Source organism: Gluconacetobacter entanii, from assembly GCF_013155425.1.
Lineage (GTDB): Bacteria > Pseudomonadota > Alphaproteobacteria > Acetobacterales > Acetobacteraceae > Novacetimonas > Novacetimonas entanii.
This window is the reverse complement of the sequence record NZ_JABJWD010000044.1, coordinates 133,613-147,890: the sequence shown is the minus strand read 5'-3', so window position 1 is coordinate 147,890 and position 14,278 is coordinate 133,613. Positions and strand designations below refer to the sequence as shown.

The window sequence follows — 14,278 nt, the reverse complement described above, 5'->3', positions numbered from 1 at the left end:
TGGGGCAAATGACCTGAAAGGGCAATGTCATGACATTTGAGGATTTTCCCTGCCTGCTGCCAGAGGCGGCGGCAGGTGACCTGCCGGTACGCGTGGTCCATGCGCTGCGGCCCGCGCAGTTGCCGCAGCTTGCGGACCTGATCGGTGGGGCGGCGGCGGCGTTCGCCACCGATGCCGGATTTGGCGCGACCCATGGGCAGGTGCTGCTGCTGCCGGGGGAAAAGGGGGTGGACGCGGCATTGCTGGGCCTGGGCGATGGTCCGCAGGACGAGGCCTGCGACCCGTTCGTGTATGGCGTGCTGCCGGCGCACCTGCCCGCCGGTGCGTGGCGCGTGCAGGCCCCGGCGGGGGTGACGGCGGATGATATCGTCCTTGGCTTCTGTCTGGGCGGGTACCGCATGCCCGCATTCGGCCGCACGCAACCCGATACCGGGGCGCAGGCGCGTCTGGTCGTGACGCCGCAGGCCATTGGCGCGGCGCAGGTGGCGGCGTGCATGTGCCAGGCGCGTGATCTGATCAATACGCCACCCAACCTGATGGGACCCGATGACCTGGCACGGGCGGCGCGGACCACGCTGGAACCGCTGGGCGCGCAGGTGCGTGTCGTCACGGGGGAGGCATTGCAGGCGGCCTATCCCACCGTCGCCCATGTCGGGATGGGGTCGGACCGTCCCCCCTGCGTCGTCGTGGCCGAATGGCGCGGCAGTGCGGCGGACGCGACCGCGCCGCTGCTGTCGCTGGCGGGCAAGGGGGTGTGTTTCGATACGGGCGGATATGACATCAAGCCCGCGTCCTCCATGCTGCGGATGAAGAAGGACATGGGCGGCGCGGCGCTGATGCTCGCCCTCGCACGGCTCATTATGCTGCGTGACCTGCCGCTGCGGCTGGAACTGCGTCTGGGCTGTGTCGAAAACAGCGTGTCGGGCCACGCCATGCGGCCGTCCGACGTGATCGTCACGCGTTCGGGACAGACGGTGGAGGTCGGCAATACCGACGCCGAAGGGCGGCTTGTGCTGTGCGACCTGCTGAGCGAGGCCTGCGACTCCGCCCCCGACCTGCTGCTTGACGCCGCGACGCTGACGGGGGCCGCGCGCGTGGCGCTGGGGCCGGACCTGCCCGCGCTGTTCAGCAATGACGACGCGGTAGCGGTGGACCTGCTGGCGGCGGGGGACATGTGCGCGGATCCGATGTGGCGCCTGCCCCTGTGGAACGGGTACCGCGCATGGCTGCGCAGTCCGGTGGCAGATATGAACAATATTTCATCCCGACCGATGGCCGGGGCCGTAACGGCCGCCCTGTTTTTGCAGAATTTTGTCAAAACTGGTGTGCGCTGGGCTCATATCGACACGTATGGATGGAATGATTCCGCACGGCCCGGTCGGCCGGAAGGTGGGGAAAGTCTTTGTTTAAGAGCCACTTACGGCGGTATATTAAAAATATTTAATATCGAGGACATAATGGGACAGTGATGTAACGATCCGATCCGGAAACTAATTTGCATTCTGCGACTTATATATGCCGTAATTGCCAATTATATGTGCAACACCATCTTATCCCATGTCCTGGCCGGGTGCGGAGTCTTCGCCCCGGTCCGGCCATGGACAGCAGAACAAGGATTGAAATGATGGCACAGTCATCAGGTTCGGATTCCATGATCAACGTCCTGCGCGATACCATCGTCTCGATGGTGCGGCGCGATGGCCCGGATCTGTCCGCGCGCCAGCTGGGGGTCTTCCTGACCTGCTACCAGCAGGAAGGCCCGCATACCGTGCGCGGCCTTGCGGCGGACCTGAAGGTCTCCAAGCCCGCGATCACGCGCGCGCTGGACCGGCTGGAGGACCTCAAGCTCGTCAAGCGGGTGCGTGACCACATGGATGGCCGCTCCGTCCTGATCCGCCGCACGATCGAGGGCAAGTACTACCTGCGTGACCTGGTGGCCATCGTGAACGAGGTCAGCGCCCCGCAGCAGGATCGCGAAGCCGAGGCCCCCGTGCGCAAGGCGCGCGTGCGCAGCATGGATGCGCGCATGCGTCGCGCGGGCTGATCATGCATCCATGATGGCGGCGGGGCGCGGTGCAACCGTGGCCCGTGCGGCGCATTATGCAGGGGCTATGGTTCTTGAGACGGTAACGGACAGGAGAATTCGATGATTCGCATGGTAACCCGCGCGGCGGCAGCAGGCCTGATGGCGCTGCCCCTTCTTGGTGCAGTCGCCCATGCCGATGACGCGCTTGGAACACCTGTGGGACATGTCACGATCAAGGTTCAGTCCGCCGATATCGGGATTGGCCGGACATGGGGTTCGGGGCGCCTGACGTTCCAGCACCATACCTACCGTTTCCGTATTGATGGCGGTTCGGTCGCCGCCGTCGGATATTCCAAGGTTACGGGCAGTGGCGAGGTCTATAACCTGCACGCCGTCAAGGATTTCGAGGGCAGCTATGCCGCCGTCAACGGCGAGGCCACGGCGGGTTCGGGCGTGGGCGGCATCGTGCTGAGCAATCCCAACGGGGTGAAGATCAAGCTGGTGACGCAGAGCAAGGGCGGACGCCTTGCCGCGGCGGCACAGGGCATGAAGATCACCCTCGCCAAATAATCCTGCCGGCCTGTGCCGGGATCGGATCGCATGACAGCAGGGACCAGCCATCGCGGCCGGTCCCTGTTTTTGTATCTGCTGGCATTTCGCTGGCGTTCGTGGCCATGGCTGGCGTGGCCTACCACCGGCCGACGGGATGGGTGCGGACACGGTGGCGGACATATCCCGCCCATGCCGCCTGTGTCCCGGCCGCAAGGGCGAAGGCGGCCCATGCCGGGATCCCGCCATGGCGAAGCAGCCACGCAAGTGCGCCGCCCCACAGGCACATCCCCCATGCCAGCGGGGACAGCAGCGTGCAGGGCAGGCCGCTGCGATGGGCGACCTGGTACAGGTGGCCCCGGTGCGCGGTCACGATCGACTCGCCCGCACGCCACCGGCGCAGCAGCGTGAAGGTGACATCACACAGCAGTCCGGACATCAGCAGCGGCATGACCGCCCATCCGCCATCCCCGCCATGCGCCAGCAGCAGGCCGAGCGTGCCCAGCACCATCCCGCATCCCTGGCTGCCGACATCACCCATGAAAATCCGGGCGCGGGGGAAATTGAACGGCAGGAATCCCGCGATCGCGGCGGCCATGCTCCCGGCGATGGGAATGACGGTGGCGGCCACGGGCGCGGGGGCAAGCCATGGCAGCATCAGGCACGCGCACAGCGACGTGCCGGAGACAAGGCCATTCATCCCGTCCATGAAATTCACGCAGTTCGCCATGAACACCAGCCACACGACACTGCCGATGGCCAGCAGCAGCGTCGCGGCCGTGGAGGTCGTGGCGGGGGGCAGCAGGCAGGCGACGATCACCATGGCGGCGGCGAACTGTGCCAGCAGCTTGACGGCCACCGGGCGCGGACGCAGGTCGTCGTACCATGAAACAAGGCACAGCAGCGCCAGCGCGCCGATAAACCCGGCCGTGCCAAAATGCCCTGATGCGGGCCGTTGCGTCCCGGATCCCCATATCGCGCCGGCAACCGGCATCCCCGCCATGAACGCGGCCATGATGCCGATGCCGCCACCGGTCGGGACGGGTACGCTGTGGGCGCTGCGTGCGACGGGATGGTCCAGCACGCGCACGCGGACCATGATCCGTACCAGCAGCATGGAGACCGCCCCGATCGCCACCAGAAGCACCATGAACGGCAGTGACCTGTGCATTACCGGGCCGACTTTACGCTTTGGGACATGATCTTTCCTTTGGGCGCTTTCGTTGCTGGGCTATAGGGGGAGGGGCAATGGTTGTGCAATCCCTCAGGCCTGACGCGCTTGTCCACCGGTTCCTTACGGCCAAGGCGATCGTGGTGAACATCAGTCTCGATTTCTGTATCGGGGCCTGTGCCGTGCCGTGCGCGCAGTGGCTGGACCATCCGGGTGGTGGTCTGGCGTGGGACTGGCGCGTGATGCTGCCCGGTGGCGCGGCGCTGCTGGCGGCGGGGATGCCCTTTCGCATTGCACAGCAGCACTGGCGCTTTTCCGGGGCGGCGGATTTCTGGCGGCTGGCGTGGGCGGCGGCCCTGGCGGTGTTCCTGTGTGTCACGGGCATGGCCCTTGGTGGCCATGGGGTGCCGGGACCGGCTTTGCCCGTCATCCACGGGCTTGTCCTGCTGGTCATGCTGGTCGGCAGTCGCCTGACCTACCAGCGCTGGCGACTATGGCGCCAGCAGCGCCGGGCGCGCGGGGGGCAGGCCGGGCAGTACCGCGTCGTGCTGGTCGCGGACGGGCGCAGCGCGGATCTGTTCATGCATGCGGCGTCAGCGGCGATGGCCGTGACCGGAATGGTCGTCAATGGCGCGCACCGCCGGGGGCGGCGGATCCATGGCGTGCCCGTGCTGGGCACGGTGGATGAACTCGATACCGTGCTGGCGCGCCTGTGCCACAGGGATGCGGAAGCGTCACCGTTGCTGGTCGTTGATCCGTGCTGCAAGGGAACCGCGCTGGCCACCGTGCTGCGCACCGCGCAGGCGCATGGCGTGCAGGTCCGCCGCATGCCCGATATCGCGGCGGTCACCGCCCCGGAATGGAGCGAGCTTTACCCCGTCGAGATCGAGGAACTGCTCAACCGTCCCCCTGTCGCCCCCGATTTCGGGCGCCTGGCGGAGATGCTGCGCGGGCGGCGCGTGCTGGTGACGGGGGCGGGCGGGTCCATTGGCATGGAGCTTGTGCGCCAGATCGCCCGCTATGCGCCCGCCAGCCTGATCCTGCTCGATAACGGGGAATATGCGCTGTGGCGGATTGACGTGGACCTGTCCGAACAGGCCCCGCAGGTGCCACGCCATATCGTGATCGCCGATGTGCGCGACCCGCAGCGTATCGGGCAGGTGTTCGCACAGTACCGCCCCGAACTGGTCTTCCATGCCGCCGCGCTGAAACATGTCCCGATGGTGGAGGACAATCCGTGCGAAGGGCTGCTGACCAATATCGAGGGCAGCCGTGTGGTCGCCGACGCGGCACGGCGGCACGGCACGCGCGCCATGGTGCAGATTTCCACCGACAAGGCCGTCAATCCCTCCAGCATCATGGGCGCGTCCAAGCGCGTGGCGGAGATGTACTGCCAGGCACTCGACATCGTGGCGCGCCGTGACGGGACGGACCTGCGCTGCATCACCGTGCGCTTTGGCAACGTGCTGGGCTCGGCCGGGTCGGTCGTCTCCCTGTTCCGCCACCAGATCGAACGCGGCGGCCCGCTGACGATCACCGACCCGGACATGGAACGCTATTTCATGACCGTGGCGGAGGCCGTGGCCCTCGTGCTGCAGGCCAGCGCCTGCGGACTGGACAGCCGCCCCGGCGAGGGGGAGATCGACGACATGCTGCGCATGGGGGGGATCTTCGTCCTCGACATGGGACAGCCAGTGCGCATCGTCGATCTTGCGCACCAGATGATCGTCCTTGCCGGCCTGCGGCCGGGACAGGATATCGAGATCCGCTTCACCGGCGCGCGCCGGGGCGAAAAACTGTCCGAGGACCTGTTCCACCAGCGCGAGGTACCGCGTCCCACCGGCTGCAGCGGATTGCGCATGGCAACGCCGCGCACGGTGGACCTTGCGCTGGCGACGTCTATCATGGATGCGATTGTAGGGGCGTGCAGGGCGGGCGACGACCGGACCGCGCTTGCGCTGCTCAAGGAGCTTGTGCCTGAATTCGTCCATACGGGACAGCGTGGCGACCACACGGCGCCAGCCCGACGGACCGACCGCGAAAGGAATGTGTCATGACCTCCCCGGCTGAAAAACCGATCGGTTTTCTGGACCTGGCCCGACAGCAGGAGGAAATCGGCCCCAACCTGCGCGCGCGCATCGACGCCGTGATGAAGCACTGCCGCTTCGTCATGGGGCCGGAAGTCTCCGAGCTTGAGGAACGGCTGGCTTCGTATGCCGGGGCCGCCGCCTGCGTGGGCGTGTCCTCGGGCACGGATGCGATCCAGGTCGTCCTGATGGCCGAAGGAGTCGGTCCGGGCGATGCGGTGTTCCTGCCCGCCTTCACCTATACCGCCACGGCGGAGGTGCCGCTGGTGCTGGGGGCGACGCCGGTTTTCGTCGATGTCGATCCCCACACGTTCCAGATCGATCCCGCCAGCCTGCGTGCACGCATCGCCCATGTCCGTGCGCAGGGCAGGCTGCGCCCGCGCGCGATCATCGGCGTGGACCTGTTCGGGCAGCCCGCGCCATGGCCCGAACTGCGCGCCATCGCCACGGCGGAGGACATGTTTCTGATGGCCGACTGCGCGCAGTCCTTTGGCGCGAGCCTGTCGGGCCGGAAGCTGGGGCGGGAGGCGGCGGCGACTACGCTGTCCTTCTTCCCGTCAAAGCCGCTTGGCGCCTATGGCGATGCGGGCGCGATCCTGACCGATGACCCGGAGCGCGCGGAACTCTACCGCTCCCTGCGCAGCCATGGGGAGGGCAAGACCCGTTACGAGGTCCTGCGCACGGGGATGAATGCGCGGCTTGATACGCTGCAGGCGGCCGTGCTGCTGGCGAAGATGGATATCTTCGATAACGACCTGAAGCGCCGGCGCGAGATCGCGCAGGCCTATGACGCGGGCATTGCCCGGCGCGTCGTCCCGCCCGCGCGCGTGCCCGACAGCGAATCGGCCTGGGCGATCTATTCCGTGCTGACGCGCGATGCGCAGGACCGCGCGGCGCTTCAGGAACAGATGAAGGCCCGCAATGTCGCAAGCGCCGTCTATTACCCCATGCCCCTGCACCTTCAGCCTGCGTACCGGCCGCATCATGACGGCGTATCCCTGCCGGTGTCGGAGGATCTGTCGCGCCGTATCCTCGCCCTGCCGCTGCATTCCGTGCTGACGGATCATGACGTGGCGCGGGTCGTGGCCGCCGTATGCGGTGCGTGACGACGGTTGAAAATGGCGTGTGGGGATGGCGCGGGCGCGCGTCTGTCCCGCCATTGGCAGGGTGGTCGCGGGCGGGGGATTTGCGGTATTGGATCACAATATCGCAGCCTGCCGCGTGATCCGGCAGTGATGGGGCGTGCGTCCGCGCGTCCCGTGGCACACGGCGCATATCCACGCGCCAGGGAGAACAGACACATATGAGACGCGAGACAGCCCTGCTGATCGGGTTCCTGGTCATCACGATTGGTACGGCCGCGGGGCTGTGGTCGATGGCCATGCCCAATTTCCATCCGCTGACCTTCCCGCAGTTGCAGTCAGGGACCATGTCCGTCGGCCCGATGCGCAAGGACCGGGTCCTGACCGCGGCACAGGTCAAGATGCTCAATGACTGGCTGGCGGAGCACAAATCGGGCTGGGGCCCGCTGGGCCAGACCCCCCCGTCGAGCGGGGACGCCGTGATGGAAATGCAGGTGGCGCATGTTGACAACGCGTCCGGCGCGCCCGCGGATTCCGGGCCGTTCCGCATTACCCTGTGGACCGGGATCAGCGCCGCCGACTGGAACAACACCGTCTTCATCGAGGAAAAGCCCGGCGCGGTCATCCGGATCCATCATTTCAATGACAAGGACTTCGCCCCGCTGCGTGAACTGGCCAACCAGTTCGACTATCCCCGGTCCGCCTTTCCATGAGTGTCGTGCCGCCGGGCGTGAAGGCGCTGATCTTCGACTGCGACGGGACGCTGGTCGATACGCTGCCGCTGTACCTGCGGGCGTGGATGACGACGCTGGAGCAGGTGACCCGACGGCCCATTTCGCGCGAATGGTTCCGGGGGCAGGGGGGCCTGTCGGAACATATGGTGCTCGATATCGTCGAGGACAGGCTTGGGGCTGCGGTGGATCGCGAACTGATCATCGCGACCGCGCGGCAGAGCCTGCATGACATGCTGGTGGACCTGGAGGAAATCTCGGTCGTGGCGTCGATCGCGCGGGAATATCACCGCCGCCTGCCGATGGCCGTGGCCTCCAACGGGTCGCGCCGGATCGTGGAGGCGTCGCTGACGCGTGTGGGACTCGACCACCTGTTCGATGCCATGCTGACCATTGACGACGTGGCGCATGGCAAGCCCGCGCCCGACCTGTTCCTTGCGGCGGCCCAGCGCCTTGGTGTCGCGCCCGAACACTGCTTTGTCTTCGAGGACAGCCGTGAAGGCATGACCGCCGCCCGCAACGCGGGCATGGCCTATGTCGATGTCGCGACGCTGGCATAGGCCCGTCTGGAATACCTGTTCATAGAGTAAAAGTTTTTGGTGAAGCTTTTTCCAAAAAGCTTCAGGAGACGTCGCCTTTCTGAAAAAAGGCGACACCCGGAAACGTTTACAACTTTATTTTCCTGACTGTTCAGACCCGCTCGTCATCCGACAGTTTCGGCGTGGCCCGGTCCATCATCGCCAGCAGCGCCGCCGTCAGCGGGGAGGCGAGGATCAGCCCCGGGATGCCAAGGATCGTGCCAAAGATCGTCTGCGACAGGATGGTCAGGCCGGGCGGCATCTTCACGGCATGGCGCTGGATCAGTGGCGCCATGACGTTTCCTTCGAAGAACTGGATGGCGGCATACAGGCCCAGCACCGTCAGTCCCTCCCGCGTGCCCTGCGACAGGCCGATCAGCACGGCAGGCACCGCCCCGACGAACGCGCCGATATAGGGGATGAAGTTCGCAAGTCCCGCCACGACCCCAAGGGCGAGTGCCAGCGGCACGCCAATGATCCACAGCCCCATGAACGACAGCAGTCCCACCACCGTCATGTCCAGCGCCTGTCCCGCCGTCCATGCCCACAGCGTCTGTCCCGCCGTCAGCAGCAGGTCGCGCGTGCGCATGCGGTAGATGCGCGGCACAAGGCGCAGCATGCCGTTGACATAGATTTCGGGCGAGATGGCGAAATACAGTCCCGCGATCAGGATGACCGCCAGCGTGCCCGCCGCACCGAAGGCGGAGGTCACGAACCCGGTCATCGACCCGGCGATGGAGCCGAATCCGCTGCCGCCGGAGGAATGTTCGTTCCCGCCAAAGGAGGTCGGCAGGTTGTCGAGGATCATGCGCCCCAGCGTGCTGTCACCCATATGGTCGCGCAGGGTGTGCGCCTGCTCGCTCAGTGCCGTGCGCAGGCGGATGGCCTGTTCGGAAATCTCCGGGCCGCTGCTCCAGATCAGGGCGGTCAGGGCGGAGATGATGGTCAGCACGACAATGCTCAGCGCGATCCAGTAAGGCATGCGTGTGCGCCGTTCCAGATGGCGCGCCAGGTTGTGCAGGATCACGGCCACAAGGGTCGCCGCGAACAGCACCATCAGCACGTCACCCACCAGCCAGATCGACACGACCAGTACCGTGATCGTCAGGGCAAGGCGCAGCAGGTGGTGGATGCGCGCAAGCTGTTCGGCCTGCGGGTTGGTCGGGGCGTCGTCACCTGCATCGCCGTGGGACTCCGGCGCGGTGTCGTGGCCCGTGTCATGGCCGGTATCATGCTCGGTGGTGGAAGAGGCCATAAAGATATCCATGGGTTGGTGGATTATGGGGGAATCGGAACCGTTTTGCCCCGCATGCGCAAGGGGCTCAGGTCAAACGCACGGACCTGCCCGGTGCCCCGGCGGGATGGCGATTTTTTTGGCATGGGACGCAGGGCGCCGCCGGGAACGACAGATGCCGTCCCCGGAATGAAGGAAGCGTGTAAGACCGGCTGAAAATCATTTGAAAGTTTCTGGGGAAGCTATCCCGGAAACTTTTATTTTCATCACTCAAGGACCCGGAAATGGTTTTCGGAGTCCTCCCGGCCGTTCATTCGGCCTCGGCTTCCTCCAGTTCCGTTTCCGCGGCCAGCCAGTCCTCTTCCGCCGCCGCATGGTCGCGGCGCAGCGCGGCAAGGCGGGTGTTGAGCTTCGTGACTTCGTCCGCGCTGTCCGCCGCTTCATACAGGGTGGGATCGGCCAGACGCGCCTCCACCTTCGCCTGTTCGGCCGCCAGCTTCGCCATGCGGGCTTCCGCGTCGCGGATGCGCCGGCGCAGCGGGGCCAGCGCCTTGCGGGCCTCGGCACGTTCGCGCCGGTCCTCGCGCCGGGGGGCAGGGGCGGGACGCGCACTGTCGCCGCCGGAGGTCGCGGCGCGGGCGCGTTCGATCAGCCACGCGCGATATTCCGCCATGTCGCCCTCGAACGTGCGGACCCCGCCATCGCCCACCAGCCACAGCCGGTCGGCCACCAGTTCGACAAGGTGCGGGTCATGGCTGATGAGCAGCACCGCGCCCTCGAATTCCGCCAGTGCGCGGATCAGCGCGTCGCGCGCGTCAAGGTCGAGATGGTTGGTCGGTTCGTCGAGGATCAGCAGGTGCGGCGCATCGCGCGTGGCCAGCGCCAGCAGCAGGCGCGCCTTCTCCCCCCCCGACAGGTCGCGCGTCACCGTTTCGGCACGCGCCGCATCCAGCCCGAAGCGCGCCAGTTGCGAGCGCACCGCCACGGGTGTCGCATCGGGCAGGGCGCGGGCCATGTGATCGACCGGCGTTTCGTCGGGGCGCAGTTCCTCCGCCTGGTGCTGCGCGAAATAACCCACGCGCAGGCGCGGACTGTGCGACAGGGTGCCCGACTGCGGCGCAAGCCGCCCGGCCACCAGCTTGGCGAAGGTGGACTTGCCATTGCCGTTCGCGCCAAGCAGCGCGATGCGGTCCTCCATGTCGATACGCAGCGACAGGTTCGACAGGATGGTGGTGTCGCCATACCCGACCGAAACCCGGTCCATCGTCAGCATCGGCGGCGGCAGGGGGGAGGGTTCGGGGAAGGAGAACTGGCTGGGTGCGTCCTCCACCACCGATTCGATGACCGGCAGCTTCTCCAGCGCCTTGAGCCGTGCCTGCGCCTGTTTCGCCTTGGTCGCCTTGGCGCGGAAGCGGTCCACGAAGGACTGCATGTGTGCGCGGCGGGCATTGATGCGTTCGGCCATGCGTGCCTGCTGCAGGGCCTGTTCGGTGCGGATGCGCACGAACTCCTCATACCCGCCGGGGGTCAGCGTCAGCTTGCCGCGGTCAAGGTGGGCGATGGCGTCCACCGCACGGTCCAGCAGTCCGCGATCATGGCTGACGATCAGGGCAGCACCCGAAAAGCGCGCCAGCCACCCCTCCAGCCACAGCGTCGCCTCAAGGTCGAGATGGTTGGTCGGTTCATCAAGCAGCAGCAGGTCGGGATTGAGGAACAGCGCGGTCGCCAGCGCCACGCGCATGCGCCATCCCCCCGAAAAGTCCGAAACCGGGCGCGCCTGCGCCGCCATGTCGAAGCCCAGCCCCGACAGGATCCCCGCCGCGCGGGCGGGCGCGCTGTGGGCGTCGATGGCGCGCAGGCGTTCATGGATGTCGGCAATGCGCATCGGGTCGGTCGCGCTGTCGGCCTCCGCCAGCAGTGCGGTGCGTTCGGTATCCCCCGCCAGCACCGTGTCGAGCAGCGATCCATGCCCGGTGGGGGCTTCCTGGCGGATGCGGGCCATGCGCGCGCGCGACGACAGGCGGATTTCCCCGCCATCGGGCGCGATATCCCCCGCGATGGCCGCCAGCAGCGTCGATTTCCCCGCCCCGTTATGCCCGACCAGCCCCACCTTGCGGCCGGGATCAATGGTCAGGCTGGCCCCGTTGAGAAGGGTGCGTCCAGCGATGCGAAGGGTCAGGTCGGATATGACAAGCAGGCTCACGAAACGCGATACTCCGGGAATATGTGGCGCGGATGGCAGGATTCGTCGCAGTAGTACCTACCAGTCCTGACCGATATGCTCTAGATGGCGTGAGGCAGGGACACCTGCCCTTCGACGGGCATCGTGTCCTGTCGAACCAATGTATTTGAGTTAAAGGAGCCAGTTCCATGGCTGTCGAACGTACCCTGTCGATCATCAAGCCCGACGCGACCCGCCGCAACCTGACCGGCAAGATCAATGCCGTGTTCGAGGACGCGGGCCTGCGCATCGTGGCGCAGAAGCGCATCCAGCTTACGCCCGCCACCGCTGGCGCGTTCTACGAAGTGCACAAGGAACGCCCGTTCTACAAAGATCTGGTGTCCTTCATGGTCTCCGGCCCGGTTGTCGTGCAGGTGCTGCAGGGCGAAAACGCGGTGGCGAAGAACCGTGAAGTGATGGGCGCGACCGACCCGAAGAAGGCCGAGGCCCACACCATCCGCGCGCAGTTCGCCGAAAGCATCGAAGCGAACTCCGTCCATGGCTCCGACAGCCTGGAAAACGCGAAGAACGAAATCTCGTTCTTCTTCGCAGGCACCGAAATCCTGCCCTGATCGTCCGTTCGGACATCAGTGGGAAAAGCCGGCAGCAATGCCGGCTTTTTTTATGCGCGGGAGAGAAAGTATCAAAAGTTTTTGGTGAAGCTTTTTCCAAAAAGCTTCGAAAGACGTCGCCTTTTTGGGAAAAGGCGGCGCCCGAAAACTTTTATTTGTTATCAACAGATTGTTTCAGACACACAACAGCGCGTCCGCTGTGGCTTCGGGCCGTGTGTCAGGCATCAGCACCCGGCGCAGCGCCGCCGGATACAGCAGGTGCTCCTGCGTCAGGATACGCGCGGCGAGGCTGTCGGGCGTGTCACCATGCAGGACCGGCACCGCCGCCTGCCCGATGATCGGGCCTTCGTCCATCACCTCCGTGACCAGATGCACGGTGCATCCATGCAGCCGCACCCCGGCCTGCAACGCGCGTTCATGCGTGTGCAGGCCCGGGAAGGAAGGCAGCAGGCTGGGATGGATATTGAGCATCCGCCCCGCCCATGCCTGCGTCAGGAACGGCGTCAGCAGGCGCATGTATCCGGCAAGGCAGACGACCTCCACCCCCGCATCGCGCAGGGTGGCGTCGATCACGCGTTCATGCGCCGCGCGGTCGCGGCCGAAGGTGCGATGGTCGATCGCCTTCGTCGCAAGTCCCGCCGCCCGCGCGGTCTCCAGCCCCGGTGCGTCGGGGTTGTTGCTGATGACGATGGCGATGCGCGCGGGATAATCCGGTGCCGCGCACGCCGCGATCAGCGCGCCCATGTTGCTGCCGCGCCCGCTGATGAGGATACCGATCGGGCGTTTCGTCGTGGCCGTCATCCTCAGGCGCCCGTACCCGCCACGCCGAAATCGGGCGACACCTTCATCTCCAGCGACGCCGGCGCGTCGGCGCTGCCGGCGGCCTCGATCCGGCCGATGACATGGGCGGCTTCACCGGCATCGTGCAGGCGCTTCATCACGGTTTCGGGGTCACGGGTGACCAGCACCATGCCAAGGCCACAGTTGAAGACGCGCAGCATTTCCTCCGTCGTGACCTGCCCGGTCTTCGCCAGCCAGTTGAACACGGGCGGGACGGGCCATGCGGCGTCGATCACGGCGCGCATGCCACGCGGCAGGACGCGCGGCAGGTTGCCCGGCAGGCCGCCGCCGGTGATGTGCGCCGCCGCCTGCAGCAGGCCCGCATGATGCAGGTTCAGCATCTGATGGACATACAGCTTCGTCGGGGTCATCAGCGCCTGCGCCAGCGTCTGCCCCCCGGCGAAGGGGCACGGCGCGTCCCATGCCAGGCCGGAGCGCTTGACGATGGCGCGCACCAGCGAGAAGCCGTTGGAATGCACGCCCGCCGACGGCAGGCCGATCAGCGTGTCGCCGGGGCGGATGTCGCGCGGCAGCAGGGCGGTGCGTTCGGCCGCCCCGACCGAGAACCCGGCAAGGTCATAATGGCCCGCGGCATACATGCCCGGCATTTCCGCCGTCTCCCCCCCCACGAGGGCACAGCCGGAACCGGAGCAGCCAGCGGCGATCCCGCGCACGACCTTGGCCGCGTCGTCCACCGACAGGTGGCCCGTTGCGAAATAATCAAGGAAGAAGAGCGGCGTCGCCCCCTGTACCACAAGGTCGTTCACGCACATCGCCACAAGGTCGATGCCCACCGTTTCATGCAGGCCGCTTTCGATCGCGATCATCAGCTTCGTGCCCACGCCATCGGTGCACGACACCAGCACCGGGTCGGTGAAGCCTGCCGCCTTCAGGTCGAACAGGGCGCCAAAGCCGCCAAGTCCCCCCATCGTGCCGGGACGGTCGGTTGCGCGCGCTGCGGGCTTGATCACCTCCACCAGCGCGTCGCCCGCGGCGATGTCCACGCCCGCGTCGCGATAGGTTGCGCCCGCGGTCGCGTCCGTGGCGTCGGTGGACAGGGGGGTGGAGGGGGTGGAAGCGGCGGAGGTCATGCGCAAGGGCCTTCATCGTCAAACTATCGCTTCCCCGGACTCCCGCACGCAGGCTATGGAGGACGCGATGGATGCGACAGCATTGGGGTCAATACG

Annotated in this window: 13 protein-coding genes; 8 read left to right on the top strand and 5 right to left on the bottom strand. The window is 66.4% G+C overall.

What is annotated here, in order from left to right:
• Nucleotides 1–29: 29 nt before the first annotated feature.
• From HNH97_RS08515 to HNH97_RS08505, 3 genes are all read left to right on the top strand, one after another.
• A complete protein-coding gene (locus HNH97_RS08515; protein ID WP_171790592.1) occupies nt 30–1,469 on the top strand; it encodes a leucyl aminopeptidase family protein in 1,440 nt (479 codons plus the stop codon).
• Nucleotides 1,470–1,621: 152 nt separating this feature from the next.
• Nucleotides 1,622–2,044: a MarR family transcriptional regulator gene (locus tag HNH97_RS08510; RefSeq protein WP_390669887.1), complete on the top strand. Its 423-nt coding sequence runs from the start codon at nt 1,622–1,624 to the stop codon at nt 2,042–2,044.
• Between the two features lie 111 nt (nt 2,045–2,155).
• Nucleotides 2,156–2,596 carry a hypothetical protein gene (locus HNH97_RS08505; RefSeq protein WP_110914319.1) on the top strand — a complete coding sequence of 147 codons (441 nt, stop codon included), beginning with the start codon at nt 2,156–2,158 and terminating at the stop codon, nt 2,594–2,596.
• Nucleotides 2,597–2,714: 118 nt separating this feature from the next.
• Here the strand turns inward: HNH97_RS08505 and HNH97_RS08500 are convergent, their stop codons facing one another.
• Complete coding sequence (locus tag HNH97_RS08500; protein WP_216657576.1) at nt 2,715–3,746, bottom strand: MraY family glycosyltransferase; 1,032 nt, start codon at nt 3,744–3,746, stop codon at nt 2,715–2,717.
• A gap of 77 nt (nt 3,747–3,823) precedes the next feature.
• Between HNH97_RS08500 and HNH97_RS08495 the strand changes: the two genes are divergently transcribed.
• The 4 genes from HNH97_RS08495 (at nt 3,824) to HNH97_RS08480 (ending at nt 8,206) form a co-directional block, all read left to right on the top strand.
• Nucleotides 3,824–5,803: a polysaccharide biosynthesis protein gene (locus HNH97_RS08495; RefSeq protein WP_171790590.1), complete on the top strand. Its 1,980-nt coding sequence runs from the start codon at nt 3,824–3,826 to the stop codon at nt 5,801–5,803.
• The gene (locus HNH97_RS08490; RefSeq protein WP_171790589.1) at nt 5,800–6,939 is read left to right on the top strand and encodes a DegT/DnrJ/EryC1/StrS family aminotransferase; all 1,140 of its coding nucleotides are present in this window, start codon (nt 5,800–5,802) and stop codon (nt 6,937–6,939) included. The genes HNH97_RS08495 and HNH97_RS08490 overlap by 4 nt, the downstream gene beginning before the upstream one ends.
• A gap of 197 nt (nt 6,940–7,136) precedes the next feature.
• A complete protein-coding gene (locus HNH97_RS08485; protein ID WP_110914323.1) occupies nt 7,137–7,628 on the top strand; it encodes a hypothetical protein in 492 nt (163 codons plus the stop codon).
• The gene (locus HNH97_RS08480) at nt 7,625–8,206 is read left to right on the top strand and encodes an HAD family hydrolase (RefSeq protein WP_110914324.1); all 582 of its coding nucleotides are present in this window, start codon (nt 7,625–7,627) and stop codon (nt 8,204–8,206) included. Before HNH97_RS08485 ends, HNH97_RS08480 begins: the two co-directional genes overlap by 4 nt.
• A gap of 130 nt (nt 8,207–8,336) precedes the next feature.
• Here the strand turns inward: HNH97_RS08480 and HNH97_RS08475 are convergent, their stop codons facing one another.
• Both HNH97_RS08475 and HNH97_RS08470 read right to left on the bottom strand, forming a co-directional pair.
• Nucleotides 8,337–9,479 carry an AI-2E family transporter gene (locus HNH97_RS08475; protein ID WP_244949366.1) on the bottom strand — a complete coding sequence of 381 codons (1,143 nt, stop codon included), beginning with the start codon at nt 9,477–9,479 and terminating at the stop codon, nt 8,337–8,339.
• Between the two features lie 289 nt (nt 9,480–9,768).
• Nucleotides 9,769–11,661: an ABC-F family ATP-binding cassette domain-containing protein gene (locus HNH97_RS08470; RefSeq protein WP_171790588.1), complete on the bottom strand. Its 1,893-nt coding sequence runs from the start codon at nt 11,659–11,661 to the stop codon at nt 9,769–9,771.
• Nucleotides 11,662–11,828: 167 nt separating this feature from the next.
• Here HNH97_RS08470 and ndk point away from each other — a divergent pair, with 167 nt between their 5' ends.
• Nucleotides 11,829–12,251: a nucleoside-diphosphate kinase gene (ndk, locus tag HNH97_RS08465; protein ID WP_110914326.1), complete on the top strand. Its 423-nt coding sequence runs from the start codon at nt 11,829–11,831 to the stop codon at nt 12,249–12,251.
• A 174-nt stretch (nt 12,252–12,425) separates the two neighbouring features.
• Here ndk and purN read toward each other — a convergent pair whose 3' ends face one another.
• Both purN and purM read right to left on the bottom strand, forming a co-directional pair.
• Nucleotides 12,426–13,052 carry a phosphoribosylglycinamide formyltransferase gene (gene purN / locus HNH97_RS08460; protein WP_171790587.1) on the bottom strand — a complete coding sequence of 209 codons (627 nt, stop codon included), beginning with the start codon at nt 13,050–13,052 and terminating at the stop codon, nt 12,426–12,428.
• A 2-nt stretch (nt 13,053–13,054) separates the two neighbouring features.
• Complete coding sequence (purM, locus tag HNH97_RS08455; protein WP_171790586.1) at nt 13,055–14,182, bottom strand: phosphoribosylformylglycinamidine cyclo-ligase; 1,128 nt, start codon at nt 14,180–14,182, stop codon at nt 13,055–13,057.
• Nucleotides 14,183–14,278: the final 96 nt, after the last annotated feature.